General features: G+C 36.5%; 14 protein-coding genes. 11 read left to right on the forward strand and 3 right to left on the reverse strand.

All coding sequences use genetic code 11. The features are described 5' to 3' along the window. Window positions 1–42 precede the first annotated feature (42 nt). Window positions 43–576, reverse strand: a complete 534-nt coding sequence (locus AOR04_RS18675; protein ID WP_033028445.1) for a hypothetical protein — start codon at window positions 574–576, stop codon at window positions 43–45. 51 nt (window positions 577–627) lie between these two features. On the opposite strand from AOR04_RS18675, the gene AOR04_RS18680 reads away from it, so the two are divergent. After that, a complete protein-coding gene (locus tag AOR04_RS18680) occupies window positions 628–999 on the forward strand; it encodes a DUF1294 domain-containing protein (protein ID WP_096794288.1) in 372 nt (123 codons plus the stop codon). Window positions 1,000–1,089: 90 nt separating this feature from the next. Here AOR04_RS18680 and AOR04_RS18685 read toward each other — a convergent pair whose 3' ends face one another. Both AOR04_RS18685 and AOR04_RS18690 read right to left on the reverse strand, forming a co-directional pair. Then, window positions 1,090–1,437: a hypothetical protein gene (locus tag AOR04_RS18685; protein ID WP_007377104.1), complete on the reverse strand. Its 348-nt coding sequence runs from the start codon at window positions 1,435–1,437 to the stop codon at window positions 1,090–1,092. A gap of 208 nt (window positions 1,438–1,645) precedes the next feature. Beyond that, on the reverse strand, window positions 1,646–3,619 hold the full coding sequence (locus tag AOR04_RS18690; protein ID WP_008137777.1) for a serine/threonine-protein kinase: 1,974 nt from the start codon (window positions 3,617–3,619) through the stop codon (window positions 1,646–1,648). Window positions 3,620–4,142: 523 nt separating this feature from the next. Here AOR04_RS18690 and tagH point away from each other — a divergent pair. The 10 genes from tagH (at window position 4,143) to tssC (ending at window position 16,885) form a co-directional block, all read left to right on the forward strand. After that, a complete protein-coding gene (gene tagH, locus AOR04_RS18695) occupies window positions 4,143–5,414 on the forward strand; it encodes a type VI secretion system-associated FHA domain protein TagH (RefSeq protein WP_096794289.1) in 1,272 nt (423 codons plus the stop codon). Window positions 5,415–5,429: 15 nt separating this feature from the next. Further along, the gene (gene tssJ / locus AOR04_RS18700) at window positions 5,430–5,894 is read left to right on the forward strand and encodes a type VI secretion system lipoprotein TssJ (protein ID WP_007377101.1); all 465 of its coding nucleotides are present in this window, start codon (window positions 5,430–5,432) and stop codon (window positions 5,892–5,894) included. 16 nt (window positions 5,895–5,910) lie between these two features. Beyond that, on the forward strand, window positions 5,911–7,239 hold the full coding sequence (gene tssK, locus AOR04_RS18705; protein WP_008137773.1) for a type VI secretion system baseplate subunit TssK: 1,329 nt from the start codon (window positions 5,911–5,913) through the stop codon (window positions 7,237–7,239). A 19-nt stretch (window positions 7,240–7,258) separates the two neighbouring features. Beyond that, window positions 7,259–8,539: a type VI secretion system protein TssL, long form gene (tssL, locus tag AOR04_RS18710; RefSeq protein ID WP_096794290.1), complete on the forward strand. Its 1,281-nt coding sequence runs from the start codon at window positions 7,259–7,261 to the stop codon at window positions 8,537–8,539. Window positions 8,540–8,549: 10 nt separating this feature from the next. Further along, a complete protein-coding gene (tssM, locus tag AOR04_RS18715) occupies window positions 8,550–12,059 on the forward strand; it encodes a type VI secretion system membrane subunit TssM (RefSeq protein WP_096794291.1) in 3,510 nt (1,169 codons plus the stop codon). Beyond that, window positions 12,041–12,769 (forward strand): type VI secretion system-associated protein TagF, encoded by a 729-nt coding sequence (gene tagF / locus AOR04_RS18720; RefSeq protein ID WP_007377097.1) that lies wholly within the window; start codon window positions 12,041–12,043, stop codon window positions 12,767–12,769. Before tssM ends, tagF begins: the two co-directional genes overlap by 19 nt. After that, on the forward strand, window positions 12,762–13,559 hold the full coding sequence (locus tag AOR04_RS18725; RefSeq protein WP_007377096.1) for a PP2C family protein-serine/threonine phosphatase: 798 nt from the start codon (window positions 12,762–12,764) through the stop codon (window positions 13,557–13,559). Before tagF ends, AOR04_RS18725 begins: the two co-directional genes overlap by 8 nt. 203 nt (window positions 13,560–13,762) lie before the next feature. Beyond that, window positions 13,763–14,878 carry a type VI secretion system protein TssA gene (tssA, locus tag AOR04_RS18730; protein ID WP_096794292.1) on the forward strand — a complete coding sequence of 372 codons (1,116 nt, stop codon included), beginning with the start codon at window positions 13,763–13,765 and terminating at the stop codon, window positions 14,876–14,878. A 16-nt stretch (window positions 14,879–14,894) separates the two neighbouring features. Next, a complete protein-coding gene (gene tssB, locus AOR04_RS18735) occupies window positions 14,895–15,398 on the forward strand; it encodes a type VI secretion system contractile sheath small subunit (RefSeq protein WP_007377094.1) in 504 nt (167 codons plus the stop codon). Further along, window positions 15,395–16,885: a type VI secretion system contractile sheath large subunit gene (gene tssC, locus AOR04_RS18740; RefSeq protein WP_007377093.1), complete on the forward strand. Its 1,491-nt coding sequence runs from the start codon at window positions 15,395–15,397 to the stop codon at window positions 16,883–16,885. The genes tssB and tssC overlap by 4 nt, the downstream gene beginning before the upstream one ends.

Consider the following 16,885-nt stretch of genomic DNA (forward strand, 5'->3'; position numbering starts at 1 on the left):
ATAGGCAGCTTAGGCTGCCTTTTTTGTGTTTATAAATTGCGATTATTTAAACTTAACGGCTTTTGTACTGCGTGTATAAATACGTTGTTCGGGCTTTGTCCACTCACCCTTTTTTAAATAAGAGATTGATACAATGAATTTATCGTCTTTTAAATCACTTGTAGACTTAACCTTAGTCACTCCCTCTTTACTGCCTGTTACTTCTTCGTAGGCTACAAACTGAGTCGGGCTTAATACTGTTATAGTGCCTTTTGTATAAAAACCTGCTGTTGTGAAGTAATAAAATACGAGTGACTTTTTTTTGCTATCATAAAAAATCGTCGATTCGCCGCCATACTCACCCTCATTAATAGAGTGCATAGTACGAATAGCTTTACCGTTTAGCGTACGTTCCCACCTGCCGACATCCTGAACTGGCTTTGCGCCTGAGACTACCTTAAAGTCGGTTTGCCAAGTGCCTAAGTAAGGCTGAAATATTGCTAGCTCTTTATCGAGGGTTAAGTTGTTTTCGTCCGCGTAACTAAAAGTAAATGAACAGAGGAGCAACGCTAAGAATAACGCTTTAAAATGTGTCATAATTTAACTCTTATTTTTAAATTCTGTGCGTTCAGTATAGGTGATAATTAATTGATAAAAAAAGCCTTAATAACAATATCGAGTCTTTTTATTGCTTTAACTTGGCTAGCTTACATGCTTAACTATATTGCTCTTTATATACCAATTTATCTCAGTATTTTGAGTATGTTAACATTTTTAATGTATGCTTGGGATAAGCGCAAAGCAATACAATCGGCACATAAAAAAGTAAACCGTACGCCTGAGCGCACGTTGCAATTACTTGCTCTGTGTGGTGGTTGGCCAGGTGCATTATTTGCACAACAATTACTACGTCATAAATCTAAAAAACGTCGTTTTATATTTGTGCTGTGGGTATGCATTGCAGTTAATTTAGGTGGGATCGTGTATTTTTGGTTGAATAGGGGGTCTTTACTCGTTTGACTAAATAGAAGGTTTGCTGAGCTAACTTAACCTGAACTTTGGTAAATAATATATTACTCAGAGTTCAGGTTACTTAACAGTATAAATGGCTTACTGTTCAGATTGACTTGTTAGTGCTTCATCTAATCCAACAGTTAAAATAGTTTTTTTGTCAACAACGACCCATTTTCTGTAGGTTTGGTATCCAGCTCTGCTGACTTCAATATCGTATTTGCCTTCTTTTAGCTCAATGGCATCTTGATAGACCGGGTTTATGTTCATAATACGAACGCGAGCATCTGCGGGAGTCGTAATAACGGTTAATGAAATTGGTGCTACAACTTCTTCAACATCTACTTTGGCTTCGGTAACAACCTCAGTGACGACTTTATCAACTGTTGAGGTGGTTGAACAACCGCTTAGTAATAGGATGGCTGCAAGTGCGCTTAAGTTTTTCATCGATACTCCATTAAGTAATTTAAAAATGTTGAAGGTTACGAAAAATCTTGGAGGAGTGTCTTAAAAGCTCAACTCGTCGTCCTTGACTCTCGTTTAAAAAGCGGTGGATAGTCTAATATGTATCCACCATATATTCAATTATAGTTATTTTCTTATTGCTACGCTCATCATCTAAACAAACTCTGAGTTAGTAGCCTAACTATTTTATTTACAGCATACTGTCTAACGACTGCGTAATGGCCTCACTTCTTTCGACTAATTGCTCCGCAGTTCGGTACATTTTTCGCTTCATTAGAGTATTAGCCATAGTAATATATCGCTTTGACAAATCTTGTTTTAATGTCACTAGAAGAGGAAAATCAGTTGGTAGATCAGCAGACTCTAAATTAATAAGTTCTTCAAACTCTAGTAGCTGCTTGTAATCCTCAATACCTTCCAATTGTTCAGAGTAACGTTGAAATCTTGGTTGATAAAAAACAATAGCATCCGAGAGTGGGTAGGTAATTTGCTCACCTATCGCTAATTTTTTCTGATAAAAGGTCAGTGCATCAATTGCAGATTCTCTTTTGAGTAAATTTGCGAAAAGGAGTTCAGCTTTTTGATTGCTGGTAAATATCGCTTTACCAACATTTAAGAGTGCTTTTTGCGCAATTACGTCATCTTCTTCTACTGCTTTGTCTAACGCTATTTTAAAATTATCAAAATGTAAGGAAGAGGGCTCGTACACGTAGGTATTATCAACTTCTTTTAAGTCTTGAATTAGCTGCGGGATATTATTATTGTCACTTTCGTTATAACGAGACTGTTCTAACAATAAATTAATTCTCGATGTGATATCAAAAATTATTGACTGACGCTCTCTTAGGATGCTCTCTAACTGCACTGAAAGTTTTTCTGAGTCAGGGTAGTAGTCGAGAGCTTTAGAGTAGATTGAAATTGTTTTATCAAAATCTTTAAATTTATTTGAATTATTATTATTAAAGTTATTAGCTCTTTTATCAAAACTGCCTAATATGCTCGTTTGATTTACTCTTAATAGGCCCTGCTTTAATACTTCGTACTGCGGAGGAATTTCAGCTAACTTATCTAAAATATGAGGCCCATTCCAAGACATCCAGGTTTCTACTTGTTGATTAATTGCGTTCGCATTATCAAGTTTTGCCTCTAGTTGCTTTACTTGCACAGTGTTAGCTAATTGATATTGAATAGCTACAATAACTAAAATAACGGATGCTGCGACTAAACCGATCGCTGGCTTTAAATTAGACTTAAGTTTTTTAGAAATAGGTAATAAAGAACTTTGTCGTTGTGACGTTTCTAACGATAGTGCATTATTTATACTTTGCCATAACCAAAGTGGACAATTGCTTGGACGTTTAGCAGTGGTACTCTTTGGTAGTTTATCGGCTGCAACTCGATTAAATGGATGTTTACTACTTAATAGTTCAAACGCAATACATGCGTATGAAAACACGTCATCTTTAACGGTAGCACTGGCACCATTTAGTTGTTCAGGACTTGCGTAGGTCGGTGTATAACCGCCAATATCGCCCAACTCAACATTACTTCTAACGGCATACGCATCTTCAATGTTTTTATGCTTTGCGATACCAAAGTCGAGTACTTTTAAGTCCCCATTACTGTCAAATATGATATTGGATGGTTTGAGGTCATTATGAATCACCCCTCTTGAATGTGCATATATAAGAGCATCAGCAAGCTGTTCTAAAATCACTTTCGCTTTTTTAAATGCCATGCCTGAGGGCTTGTTGCGTTTAATTATTTGTTCTAAAGTTTCTCCCTCAACAAGTTCCATTGTGACGTAATATAAATCGCCATCGGAATCTGCTGAAAACACTTTAACGATGTTAGGGTGGGAGAGCTGTTGTGTTTTTGCTGTTTCGTCTTTTAGAAGAGTAATTGCTTCTTCTGAGTATGAAAACTCTTCTTGCAACACTTTTAAAGCAACAAATGCTTCAGCACGATTTACATTTTCTAAGAAGGTATCACGCGCTCTGTAAATGTAGCACATGCCGCCTTGTCCAATTAGTTCTTCAACCAGGTAGCGATCGGAAATCTTTTTTCCGATGAGGTTAATCTTATTTTTAGCAGAGGTTCTTTTTTGATTAGAATCAAGTGATGCAATTTGAGTTTTGTCACTCGGGTTGTTAATACCGCTCATTATAAATCCTTTTATTGTGTTTATTTAAATAATTACAAAGGTAAGCTTTATACTTATTATCAATTTCCCTCTGATATTGTCGTACATTTTTACAAAAAATCTCGACTATAGCAATGTTTCAATTATTGAATATTTATATCTAAATTTTGAAACAGCTAATTTATACGCTATCGGGAATATTTAACAAATGTAACTTTATAAAAATATAAAAAATAAACCCACTTTTGAGCACATACTTAAGTAAAAAAGAGAGTTTAGGGCGTCAATGAATGAGATTAAGTAATCAAGATAAATCAATTGAGGTTTTACTTTTTCATTTTATAGAGAACGGATTTTGGCCGAAATGTAAAAATATTAACGGCCACAATTGTTCAGTATTTCGATTAAGTTAATATTTATTTTTACAGTATTTTATGGCTCAACAAAAGTCAGTCTATATTTATATATTAATTTCAATGTTGACAATAGTTTCTCTTCTACTTTATCCTACCGACAATAAAGATTTAAGGGACTGACTTATCAAATGGAACTGATACTAAACATAACTAGTTATCATAGACTCTCACCTGAAATTGAAGCATCTAAGACTGTAGTAGATAAACTTATCTTTGGTCGCTCTGAGGCTTGTGATTGGCACCTGCCCGATCCTGAAAAAATAATATCAAGTAAACACGGACAAATCGTAAAAGAAGGTGATTCTTTTTATATTTACGATAATTCAACGAATGGCACCTTTATAAACTTTGCTGTAACCCCACTTGGTCAAGGAAATAGGCAGGTTCTTGCTGACAGTGACGTATTAACTATTGGCGACTTTCAAATTGATGTTAAGTTGGTTGATGATCGCGTTTCACCAGTGAGTAATACCGATTTTTCGGCCAGTCAAAACAGTGATAATAATTACCGTGCGGATAGTAAAGATTCATTTTCACAATCGCATCAGTTTTTAGACGAATCTATTTTAGATGAATCAATGCCTGGAGTTTCTATGGTGCAAGAGCCCTTTTTGAACTCAGGTAACCAGATCCCAGAAGATTGGGATGATTTATCACGCCTGATGAACCCAGAACACTCCGATGCATCAAAACATGACTCTGCGAATGTTCAAGAGTTAAAAACGAATTCTCCATTAGTACAATCGGAAAGTCGAAAAATAGCCCCTAAAGAACAAACTGTCGAGACTGCATCACCAAAAATAGCTGCAAAAAACAGTACTGCGTTATCTGATGCATTTTTAAAAGGTTTAAATATAAAGCCTGAAGTACAAAATTCGTTAAATACAGAAAAGCATTGGTTTGAAATGGGGCAAGGCCTTAATTTATTACTCAATGGCCTTATGGACTCTTTACGTCAAAGAGCGCATGTAAAAAGTCAATTGAGGTTAAATCATACAATGTTTCAAACTGAACAAAACAACCCTTTAAAATTTTCTGCTAATATAGATGACGTTATTCAGAATTTATTCATAAGGAATAGTGCAAGCTTCCTTTCGTCTAAGGAGTCGATAAATGAAAGCTTTATTGACTCTCGCAGGCACGAACATGCGTTATTAGCCGGTGCAGATGGTGTACTTAAAGGGATATTAGACCAAGTTTCTCCCCAACAGATAAGTCAGCAAGCAAATGATAATTCTAACGTATTAAAAATTATCCCTGGGCAAATTGAATCTAAATGCTGGAAGTTATATCAGAGTTTACATGATGATTTGTCACAAGACGTTAGTTCCAAAGGGGCAATGGCTTTGTCAGATGATTTTTTAAAGGCATACAACGATAGACTTAAAGAAACGCTTTAGAAAGGAAATTAAACAATGTATAAAATTAAGCTCTACTTAATGAGTTTTAGTTTACTATTTTTAGTACTAGGATGTTCTACCGTTAATAAACTTGTTCCGCCTTCAACAGATCTGATTATTAATGTATCTAAGAATGTTAATCCTGATACGTCGGATAGACCTTCACCTGTAGTTATGAAAATATTTGAACTTAGTTCTCGAACTATTTTTGATACACAAGATTTTTTTAGCCTTTACGATACGCCTGAAAAATTATTAGGGCCTGATCTGTTAAAAAAAGACGAGCTTGAATTACAGCCAAATACAGTACAAAAATATAAAATGAGTCTCAATCGAAACACTCGCTATGTGGGGGTTGTGGTTGCTTATAGAAACATTGATCAGGCAAGATGGAGAGCTGTAATTGAAGTTGATCCTACCGGTTATGATGATATAAATGTCAATGTAGAAGCTATTGCTACATACATGAGAGAGAAATAAAAAAAGGATTTGTAAAATGGGTGATAACACTCGTGTTGCTTGGACTGAAGGGATGTTTTTAAGGCCGCAACACTTCCAGCAATCAGATAAACATATTGCGAATGTAATCCAACAAGTGTGCAGTGGTAACCTTGCAGATCCTTGGGGAATACTTGAGGTAGCAATTGATACTGAACTGCTAAAATCGGGTCAATTTGCGATTGAATCACTGTCGGCAATTACCCCAGATTTACTACCGATAGATATGCCTCAGTCAACTTCTTTGCCTGAGCCATTAGTGGTCGGCAAAGATATATATGACGAGATAGTTTATCTTGCAATACCGGCATTGAAAAATAGCGGCATAAACTTATCTGCCCCAGAAGAAAATATTGTAACTCGTTATAAATTGAATGATTTATCAGTGAGTGATGATTTAGTGGGGGCGCAATCTCAAGAAGTTATTCAAGTCGCTAAAATATATAGTAAGTTAGTACTTTCCTCTGATGATCACTCTGGTTATATATTGCTGCCTTTAGCAAGAATTCTGGACGTTAGTAGTGAAGGGCAAATAAAGCTAGATAATAAGTATATACCGGCATCTTTAAAAGTAGGGCAATGCAAGCCTCTTTTGGGTCTTGTTCGCGAAATTGGTTCAATGATCAAACAGCGCTCAGAAAGCATCGCCGTTAGATTGTGTCAAGGATATGCAGGAAGTACATCAGTTGCCGACTTTATTATGCTGCAAACATTAAATAAGTATGATGCAGTATTTGACAACTTATTATCAGTCAATAATATCCATCCAAATATCTTGTATATTAGGTTGATTGAGCTTGCCGGAGAGCTGTCGACGTTTAGTACTGTTAATAAACGAGTTCCTAAGCTCCCTAAATACGATCATAAAAACTTGGGTCAAGTGTTTAGCGAAGTCGTTAACTTTCTATATCAGTCGTTGAGTCATGTTATTGAGCAAACAGCAACTGAAATAAAGTTAGAACAAAGCAAATTTGGAATTTCATTTGGTGCATTAAACGATAAGTCGGTGCTAAATTCAGCTCAATTTATTCTAGCAATAAAAGCAAGTGTCCCGCATGAAGAGTTACGTAAAATACTGCCATCACAGATAAAAATAGGCAGTGTAGAAACTATACGTGATCTTGTTAATAACCAAATACCAGGAATAACAATCAGTAGTTTACCTACAGCCCCAAGACAAATCCCATATCATGCAGGTTTCCATTATTTTGAATTAAATAAACAGGGAGAGCATTGGGATAAGTTGCGCTCTAGTGGCGGAATTGCCATTCATTTATCAGGTAGCTACCCAGAACTACAATTAAGCCTTTGGGCAATTAGAACTTAATTTTAAAGGAAGAGTTTCAATGGACGAAACCATTATCAAACCACGCCCTGGTAGATTAGGACGTGATACCTATAGTAAAGCAAATACTGACAGTGATGCTGATAAAACGGTGATGTCTGTCGAATCGCCATCGACAAAGCTACCAAGTAGCGTCAAAGTGTCTATCTTTAAAAACCCTCTTTTAGAAGCTGCAACTGACTGTTTTTCAATAGTCATATCTATTAGTCAATCAGCCGAAATGACAAATTTAGCAGCTTTAAAACATCGTTGTGTTGAGGCCATAAAGCGGTTTGAAGTTGAAGTTCGCAACCAAAATTTATCTAAAGATATCATCAACAATGCGCGCTACTGCCTATGTGCTATTCTCGATGAATCGGTATTAAATTCAAAATGGAGCTCAATGGAATGGGCCGATGAAAGCTTATTATCTACATTTCATAAAGAAACATTTGGTGGTGAATATTTTTATACATTACTCGATGACGCGCTGTTACAACCTGAAAAAAACAAGCAATTTTTAGAGTTACAGTATCATTGTTTAAACCTTGGTTTTAAGGGCAAATATAGATTAGATACTGTTGGTGATAATAAAGTTGAAGAATACCGTTCTCAGATGTACCACCTTTTAAATCAATTAGATGGGCCAATCAATAACAAGTTATCACCTAATTGGAAGGAGCGAGTTGCTGCAGGTGTTGAACTTAGAAATCAAGTACCGCTTTGGGTGATTTTTTCTGTTTTAGGGCTCGTGTTACTTGCCGTTTATTTATTTATCAATATGAAACTCAATGATGATGTTTTTGCTATTAATGAAAAACTTGCCGTTATTCATCCACTCGCAAATGAGCAAACTATCGATAAAAAAGACCAGCAATTATTAGTTTTAGAGCAGCTACTACAAACCGAAATACAGAGGGGCATTGTGGTTGTTAAAAAAAGTAATGATCGGATCAGAATTTCCATTAAAAGTGAAAGTTTGTTTAATCAAGGTAATTCACAGCTACTGCCTTCTTTTCAGCCTATTCTTGAAAAACTTGCACTTAGTTTAGAGGGAACAAAAGGCAGAATATTAATTACGGGTCACACAGACGACACGCCTATTAGTACCGACAGATACCCCTCAAATTGGCACCTTTCTTTAGCTAGAGCAACACAAGTTGCTAATTCTATGGCTAAAAGTACTAACCTTAGTGGCCGTTTATGGCCTGAAGGTAAAGGGGCCGCAGAGCCAATCGCCAGCAATTCAGATTCAGCTTCTAGGTCATTGAACCGACGAATTGAAATCGATCTATTATTTTAATGAGGCTGATATGAGTTTCTCGCAAAAATTTAAAAAAATGACATACGCTCTTACATCTCGTACCGCGATGCTAATTATAGGTTTCCTAGCTTTATCATTATTGATTTGGTTTGGTGGTCCTTTAATTGCAGTGGCAGATTACGTCCCTTTAGCAAGTATTGCTGCAAGGTTGCTAACAATATTACTTATATTGTTGCTCTTTTCTGTGACAAAAATTTATCGTCTTGTGCAGCAAAATAAAAGAGATGAAAAAATGGCTGATGAGTTAATCGATAGCGATGACTCAGGCGGCAGTGAAGTAAACGAAGAAATCACGACTCTAAAAACAAGAATGAATGAAGCTATCGACTTGTTAAAAGATGTTAAGTTGTTCAAAGGTAAAAATATTTACCAGTTGCCGTGGTACATAATGATCGGCCCTCCTGGCGCGGGTAAAACAACCGTTATTAATAATTCAGGATTGGATTATCCATTAAAAGATAAACTGGGCGTTGATTTAGTTCATGGCATCGGTGGTACACGAAATTGTGATTGGTGGTTTACTAATAAAGCGGTATTGATCGATACCGCCGGTAGGTATACAACTCAAAATAGTCATGCAAAACATGACTCACGAGCATGGGAAGGGTTTTTAGGTCTATTGCGAAAGTATCGTCCACTTAGGCCAATTAATGGTGTGATGATCAGCATGGGTATATCTGAGTTGATGAGTCAGACTAAAACTGAGCGTAACTTGCATGCACGTGCAATAAAGCAACGGCTACAAGAGCTTCAAAATCAGCTTGGGATGACATTTCCTGTCTATGTTATTTTTTCTAAGGTTGATTTAATTGAAGGATTCAGAGAATTTTTTGGCGAATTAACGGAAGAAGAATGTGAACAAGTATGGGGAGTTACCTTTGAGCTTGATCTTGCTAAAGACACCCAGGTAGAAGCGTTTAATAAAGAATTTCATACTTTAATTTCTAAATTAACAGAAATGCTTAATCGCAGATTGATAAATGAAAGAAACGAAGCGATTAGAGCTAAAATATTCGAATTCCCTAGGCAGCTAAGAGTACTTCAAGGTGTCGCTGATGGCTTTTTAAAAGAAATATTTACACCTAATGCATATGAAGAGCTGCCCATGTTTAGGGGCGTTTACTTAACGAGCGCAACTCAAGAAGGAACGCCTTCTAGCTTTTTGAATGATGTTAACTCAGGTAAAACAGATTATATCAATCAATCAAAAAGCTTTTTTATAAAAAATGTTTTAGAAAGCGTGATTTTTCCAGAGCAAAATTTAGCAAGTACAAATAAACATCACGACAAACAAAATAAATGGCTACGCGTTGCTAGTATCTCATTAGCTGTTATTGCGCTATTTGGCTTTTCAATTTCTTGGTACTTTAGTTTTGCATGGAATAGTAATTTAATTGCAGAAACTGAAGAGGCTATTTCGACATATCAAGAGCTTGATTCAGCGTCATTTGATCGAAATAACTTAGTGGTTTTAAATGATAGGTTAAACGCGCTGAGAAATTTACCAGCAAGTGCGCCATTTTTAATGGACTCGGAAGAGTCACCATCATTTGGTTTTAATAAATTAAATGAAATTAAAGCATCTTCTGTTAATGCTTACGATCGCTCTTTACAAACTTATTTAGAACCATTTATCAGCAATACCCTTATAAAAGAAATGGCAGCCCATCCAGAGCACCTTAGTTATTTATATGAGACTTTGAAGTGTTATTTAATGCTATTTCAACCAGAGTATTTTGAAAGTGAAGACATTACAGCATGGTTTGATGCTTACTTAGAAAGAAACCTTCCGGGTGATAAGAGTATTCAAATTAGAGATGAATTAATGGGTCATATTTCAGCTTTGTTGAACAAAGGTATTAATCAAACTGATGTTGATAACCAAGCGGTACGTACTGCACGCGCTGAATTAACTAAGTTGCCTATAGCAGAAAGAGCGTATCAACGTCTGCAAGCTGACTTCCTTAATAGTAGTATTCCGCCATTTAGATTAACCGATATTATTAGTTTTGAAAGTGCGCAAAAATTTACGTTTCGTAATAATGGTGAGCTAACCAGAAATATCCCTGGGTTGTACACATTTAATGGATTTCACGGTATTTTTAACGTTGAAAAAAGTAAAATGTTAGGTAATTTAATGGCCAGTAGTTGGGTATATGGTGAAGAAGCATCAGGCACTTACGATATTTCAAAAGATGAAATAGAAAAGAAATTAGAGCAGCGTTATTTTCAAGACTATATTCATTATTGGCAGTCGTTCTTAGATGACTTAAGTCTTAATCAATATAGCTCACCGGCAGAGGGCGTTAATATTACGGATGTATTAGCGGGTTCAGAAGCGCCAATTAAAAATATTATTACTGCAGTTCAAAAGAATGTTCAGCTGACAAAACTACCGGTATCGGAAAATCAAAAAGCAGCAGGTAAACTGGCTGCTAATGCTGCTGAAATTGCAATGCAAACGAAAGCAAATAGGATCAAGCGATTTTTACCTGACGAAGCGCCTAAGTTCGACATAAAGTTGCCAGGTTACCAAGTCGAAGAAGCATTTGAAGATGTGATAAACATTGATTCTCAACAGCTCGATAATATTCAGAAAAATCTGCGAGAGCTTAATATTTATTTAACCAAGCTCGATCGAGGCGATCAGCTTAAGTATTCAATAAAAGATCAAATTAGTGGTAAGAGTAAACCAAGCTTTATACGTCAATTAGAGTTTCAAAGTCGAGATTTACCTTATCCATTCAATAGCTGGTTATTAGATATAAGCAGAGACACTAGTAATATCACCAAAAATAGTGCAAACAGGCACCTGAACGAAATTTGGAAAAGCAAAGTTTTAAGAGAATACAATGCTGCGATTGTGGGAAGGTACCCTTTCTCTCCACAGGCAGATAAAGAAGTAAATATGAAAGACTTTGCTCGCTTTTTTGGACCAGGTGGAACCATTGATAGCTTTTTCAATAGCTATGTTGCGCCTAGCGTTGATATAAGCTCAAGTCCATGGAAGTTTGAAAAAGACATTGGTATTAGCAGTGAAACATTAAAAATGTTTGAACATGCTTATCAAATCCAAACCGCTTTTTTTGATGGTGGAAGTAATACCCCTAGAATAGAATTTGGTTTACGAACATTTAAACTGGATAAAACAGTGTCTAGCCTTATGATAGAAATTGATGGACAGTCAATGACTTACCGACATGGTCCATTAAAAGTAACAAATTTTATTTGGCCTGGAGCATCTGGTCAAAGTAAAACAAGAGTGGTGTTTACGCCTCCAAATGGTGGCCGCTCAATTAACACAACTTATCAGGGTGAATGGTCACTTTATAGAATGCTTGATGAGCTTAGCGAAAAAAGAAGCCAAACTCGTAACGATCTAGAGCTGCACTTTTCAATTATGGGAAATAATGCAAAAGTCGAATTGTTGCCTAAATCAATCAGACATCCATTTTGGAATACAAGCGTAGAGAAGTTTTCATGTCCGACACGATTATAAATATAGGTTATCTTGGTAAAGTGCCCTCTTTAGGCGACTTTGTTCAAGATAACGTTTCTAAGGCATTTTCTGAGCATTGGGAGCAATGGTTACAAGCAGCCATTGCTGTTAGTAAGGAGCAGCTAGGAGAAGCATGGCAGGATAATTACTTGGTAGCGCCTGTCTGGCACTTTGCCTTGAGCCCTAATATAGTTGGCGACAACGGGGTTATGGGAACCATAATACCGAGTATGGATGCGGTTGGAAGGCATTATCCTTTTACTCTATTGAGTGAGACGCAAAGTGACCCTATTGCTATATTAAACTCAGGTGTGTTTTCTTTAGAGTATGAAGATGTGGTTTTAAAAGTATTAGAGGGCTCGGTTGATCTTTTTTCGTGGAGAAAAGAGGTCACCCAAACGCTTAATATAATGACGGCTGAAAAAAAGCAGGTCAGCTATTCTCATTCACCCGATAAAAACAAAGCGGGTGAGGCGTTTGAATTTTCAGGTACTGAGCTGTCAGATAATGTTTTAGAAGATGCAATGCATGCCATATTACATAAGAAACATGGTGATTATAGCGTTTGGTGGACACATGGTTCATTTAACATCAAACCAATGGTGCTTATTACATCTGCACTACCTCCTGTAAATCAAGTTGCAGCCATGTTAGATGGTAGGTGGAAACATTGGGAATGGAATTATACGCAGGTAAAAAATAGTGATTAGTAAATTTTGTACAAGTTATGCCATTACCCACCGAGGTGTTGTTAGGCAACTAAATGAAGATGCCCATGTAGAAATTAATAGTCATAACCTGTGGGTTGTTGCTGATGGCATGGGAGGCCATGAAGCCGGTGAAGTCGCAAGCCAGTTAGTTGTTGATGTTATTAGGACAAAAGTTCAAGAGCTTGAATTAGATGTTTTAAGTATTTCTCATATTGTGGGGGCGATTGAAGAAGCAAATAGACAGCTCAGTGAATACAGTGCTTCTTATCTAGATAATAAAACGGCGGGTAGTACGGTTACTGCGTTATTTTTAAAAGATGGGAACTACCATATTTTATGGGCTGGTGATAGCCGAGCCTACTTATTACGTGATGGTGAGCTTCAGCAGATATCAAGAGATCATAGCCAAGTAAATGACTTGATTGATGAAGGGGTTATTTCTGTTGAAGAAGCGAAAAATCATCCTCTATCTAATGTAATAACACGCGCAGTTGGTGTTATGGAAAATGTAAAAGTGGATGTTATTAAAGATAAAATAAGAACCGGTGATATATTTTTACTTTGTTCTGATGGGCTAACTGGAGAATTATCTGATGACGATATATGCATGTCTTTAGAACCAAATAGTATTATTGATTCGGGTATGGCACTAATGCACTCTTCTTTAGTTCGAGGTGCAAGAGATAATGTGACATGTATTTTAATTAAATATGATGAAACAAAAGATAATCAAGATATTAATGCTATTAATAATATGGATGAGGCGACGATTCCTTTATTTACTAAATAACATATTGATTATTTTAAATAAGATTGTTTTAAATTATTTAAATGATGTTATTTGAAAGTATACTAAAAATTGATTGTTTATATATTGGCAATAATGAATTTTTAAACACAATTGTAACTAAGCTTGTATTTTAATATAAAGAATGTAATATAAAATCCGCTCCGCTTTATTGGAGTTTTATGGATAATTATTAGGACAATGGAATGTTTTTATTAGATGAATATATCTCCCCTATTTCAGACACTGAGATTGCAGGTATTGATCCCCGCTCAGATGTCTCTCCTACGTCTACATATTATGCTTTAAAAGATTTGAGAAATCAGCTCAGAGCGGCTGAAAGAAATGCATTGGTTGATGAGCAAGGTATCTCCTCTTTGTCGCGAGACTGGTTACCTCTCCTTGAGCAATGTAGCAAAGCAATAAAAACCGAAAGCAAAGATATTGAATATTTGGCATGGCTAATTGAAGCAATGTGTCGTATTTACGGCTTTAAAGGCTTGGCGTTTGGCTTTAAAGTTGCTCACAACCTAATTGAAAATCACTTTGACGATTTATACCCTACACTCGACTCAGATGATGAAATTTGGGATAAAGTATCAGCACTAGTAGGGTTAAATGGCTCTGCGGGTGAAGGTACGTTGATCATACCAATAAAGAGTATTTACTTAACTGATAGTGTAAGTATGAATTCTTATTCTTTTTGGGAATATCAACAAGGATATGATGTTTCTCGTTTGAGTGATGATAAAAGAGAGAAAAAAATTACTCAAGGTGCAGTTGACTTCGAATTAATAGAAAAAAGTGCGGCAGAAACCAGTACTGATTTTTTTGTCTCTCTAAAGTTAGATATTGAAGAAGCGATTGAGCAATTTTCCACGCTTAGTGAAGTCATGGACAGAGTGACAGGTCAACCACAGCCGACTTCTAATATAAAACAGGCACTTGAAGTGAGTTTGGCGGCACTAAAACACGTTGCTGCAGATAAGCTTGAAGCGGCAGAACAAGCACTAGCTCAAAAGAATGCTAGTGAAAATGTTGAGCTAGAAACTGAGAACGATGCGGGAGTCGAAGGCGTAGTTGAAAAAACGAATAGCAATGAGATTAACTCTAGAGAAAATGCAATAAGTAAACTAAAAGAAATAGCCACATTCTTTAGAAAAACAGAGCCTCACTCGCCGATGTCGTACACGATAGAACAAGTAATTCGATGGAGCGAATTATCGCTACCTGAGTTATTAAATGAACTAATTACAGATAGTGATGCTAGGACTGGGTACTTTAAGTTGTCTGGCATTAAAATCAGCGAAACTGAAACATAAGTAAAAGGAGTTCTCAATGAGTATCCATGATAAATTAAAACGAGTTCGTAAGCCTAGAGTACATATCACTTATGATGTGGAAACTGAAGGCGCAGCGGTTAAAAAAGAATTACCATTTGTTGTTGGTGTGATGGGGGACTTTTCAGGAGATAATGCTGATGCCTTAAAGCCACTTAAAGACAGACGATTTATACAAATAGATCGCGACAACTTTAATGATGTTTTAAAGCGTATGAGTCCTTCTCTGAATTTATTAGTCGACAATACATTAAATGATGAAGGTTCTCAGTTTGAAGTTAAGCTTAACTTTAAATCGATTGATGACTTTGAGCCAGCAGCTGTTGTAAATCAGGTTGAACCATTACGTAAATTAATGGAAACACGTAATAAACTACGCGACCTAATGACTAAAATTGACCGCTCAGAAGAACTTGAAAATGTATTAGAAGAAGTACTTAGTAATACCGCAAGTTTAGACTCTATCGCTAAAGAGCTTAAATTAGAGGAGACTGAAAAATGAGTACAGAGCAACTAAGTACAGAATTAGAGTCAACGACTGAAGTGAGTTCATCTTTACTTGAACAAGCTATTGGTGCAACTAAGCAAACAGATGCGAGTCGCGCAGAAGAGTTACTTAAAACACTGACTGAAGAAGCCTTGAAAGGGACAGTCCAGTGGAATAAAAACATGACTGTGACGTTTAATGAAGCAATTCAATTAATCGATCAAAAAATATCAAAGCAGCTAAGTGTTGTTATGCACAGTGATGAATTTCAAAAGCTTGAAGGTTCATGGCGTGGATTACATCACCTAGTGATGAACTCAGAAACAAGTGGCACACTTAAAATCCGTGTTTTAAATATGAAGAAAAAAGAGCTTCATAAAGATTTAAGTAAAGCGGTTGAATTTGATCAAAGCCAGACGTTTAAGAAAATATACGAAGCTGAATTTGGCACACCAGGTGGTGAACCTTACGGCACAATCGTTGGCGATTTCGAATTTACTAATCATCCTGAAGATGTTGAAGCACTTAGTTTAATGTCTAATGTTGCAGCTGCAGGCTTCTGTCCATTTATTGCGGCATCGTCGCCATCATTATTTGGTTTCGATAACTGGGAAGAATTGACAAAACCTCGCGATTTAGAAAAAGTCTTTGAATCATTAGAGTATACAAAATGGCGCTCATTTAGAGACAGTGACGATTCACGTTTTGTATCTTTAACAATGCCTCGTTTCTTATCTCGTCTGCCGTACGGTGCTGCTTCGAAGCCAGTGGAAGAGTTTAACTACGAAGAGTTTGAAGTTGAGCCTAAAGATGGTCGTTCGGTCAGTACTGAAAATAAAGACTATTGCTGGAGCAACGCAGCGTACGCTATGGCAACAAATATGACAAAAGCTTTTGCTCAATACGGCTTTTGTACTGCTATTCGTGGTGCTGAAGGTGGCGGTAAAGTAGAAGGCCTACCAACACATATTTTCACTAGTGATGACGGCGACCCAGATCTAAAATGTCCGACTGAAATTGGTATAACAGATCGTCGCGAAGCAGAGCTAAGCAAATTAGGATTTTTACCACTTTGTCATTATAAAAATACTGATTACGCTGTGTTTTTTGGTGGCCAAAGTTGTCAAAAACCACAAATTTACTCTACACCAGATGCGACTGCTAATGCTGCAATTTCAGCTCGATTACCATACTTAATGGCGACGTCTCGTTTTGCGCATTACTTAAAAGTGATGGCTCGTGACAAAATTGGTAGCTTTATGGAAGCAGAAGACGTTGAATCTTGGTTAAATCGTTGGATACTATCTTACGTTAATGCGACAGAGGGCGGTGGTCAAGATATTAGAGCACGTTACCCTTTAGCTGATGCAAAAGTATCGGTTAAAGAAATTCCAGGTCAACCTGGTGCTTACAATGCTGTTGCCTGGTTAAAACCTTGGTTACAAATGGAAGAGCTTACTTCTTCTTTACGCCTTGTAGCTAAAATTCCTGAGATTGGTTAA

It is taken from the genome of Pseudoalteromonas sp. 1_2015MBL_MicDiv (genome assembly GCF_002407505.1).
GTDB classification, from domain to species: Bacteria; Pseudomonadota; Gammaproteobacteria; order Enterobacterales; family Alteromonadaceae; genus Pseudoalteromonas; species Pseudoalteromonas fuliginea.

What these genes read in the sequence shown, in the direction of transcription:
- AOR04_RS18675 (WP_033028445.1), bottom strand. Translation starts at nt 576, where the DNA reads ATGACACATTTTAAAGCGTTATTCTTAGCGTTGCTCCTCTGTTCATTT.
- AOR04_RS18685 (WP_007377104.1), bottom strand. Translation starts at nt 1,437, where the DNA reads ATGAAAAACTTAAGCGCACTTGCAGCCATCCTATTACTAAGCGGTTGT.
- AOR04_RS18690 (WP_008137777.1), bottom strand. Translation starts at nt 3,619, where the DNA reads ATGAGCGGTATTAACAACCCGAGTGACAAAACTCAAATTGCATCACTT.
- tagH (WP_096794289.1), top strand. Translation starts at nt 4,143, where the DNA reads ATGGAACTGATACTAAACATAACTAGTTATCATAGACTCTCACCTGAA.
- tssJ (WP_007377101.1), top strand. Translation starts at nt 5,430, where the DNA reads ATGTATAAAATTAAGCTCTACTTAATGAGTTTTAGTTTACTATTTTTA.
- tssK (WP_008137773.1), top strand. Translation starts at nt 5,911, where the DNA reads ATGGGTGATAACACTCGTGTTGCTTGGACTGAAGGGATGTTTTTAAGG.
- tssL (WP_096794290.1), top strand. Translation starts at nt 7,259, where the DNA reads ATGGACGAAACCATTATCAAACCACGCCCTGGTAGATTAGGACGTGAT.
- tssM (WP_096794291.1), top strand. Translation starts at nt 8,550, where the DNA reads ATGAGTTTCTCGCAAAAATTTAAAAAAATGACATACGCTCTTACATCT.
- tagF (WP_007377097.1), top strand. Translation starts at nt 12,041, where the DNA reads ATGTCCGACACGATTATAAATATAGGTTATCTTGGTAAAGTGCCCTCT.
- tssA (WP_096794292.1), top strand. Translation starts at nt 13,763, where the DNA reads ATGTTTTTATTAGATGAATATATCTCCCCTATTTCAGACACTGAGATT.
- tssB (WP_007377094.1), top strand. Translation starts at nt 14,895, where the DNA reads ATGAGTATCCATGATAAATTAAAACGAGTTCGTAAGCCTAGAGTACAT.
- tssC (WP_007377093.1), top strand. Translation starts at nt 15,395, where the DNA reads ATGAGTACAGAGCAACTAAGTACAGAATTAGAGTCAACGACTGAAGTG.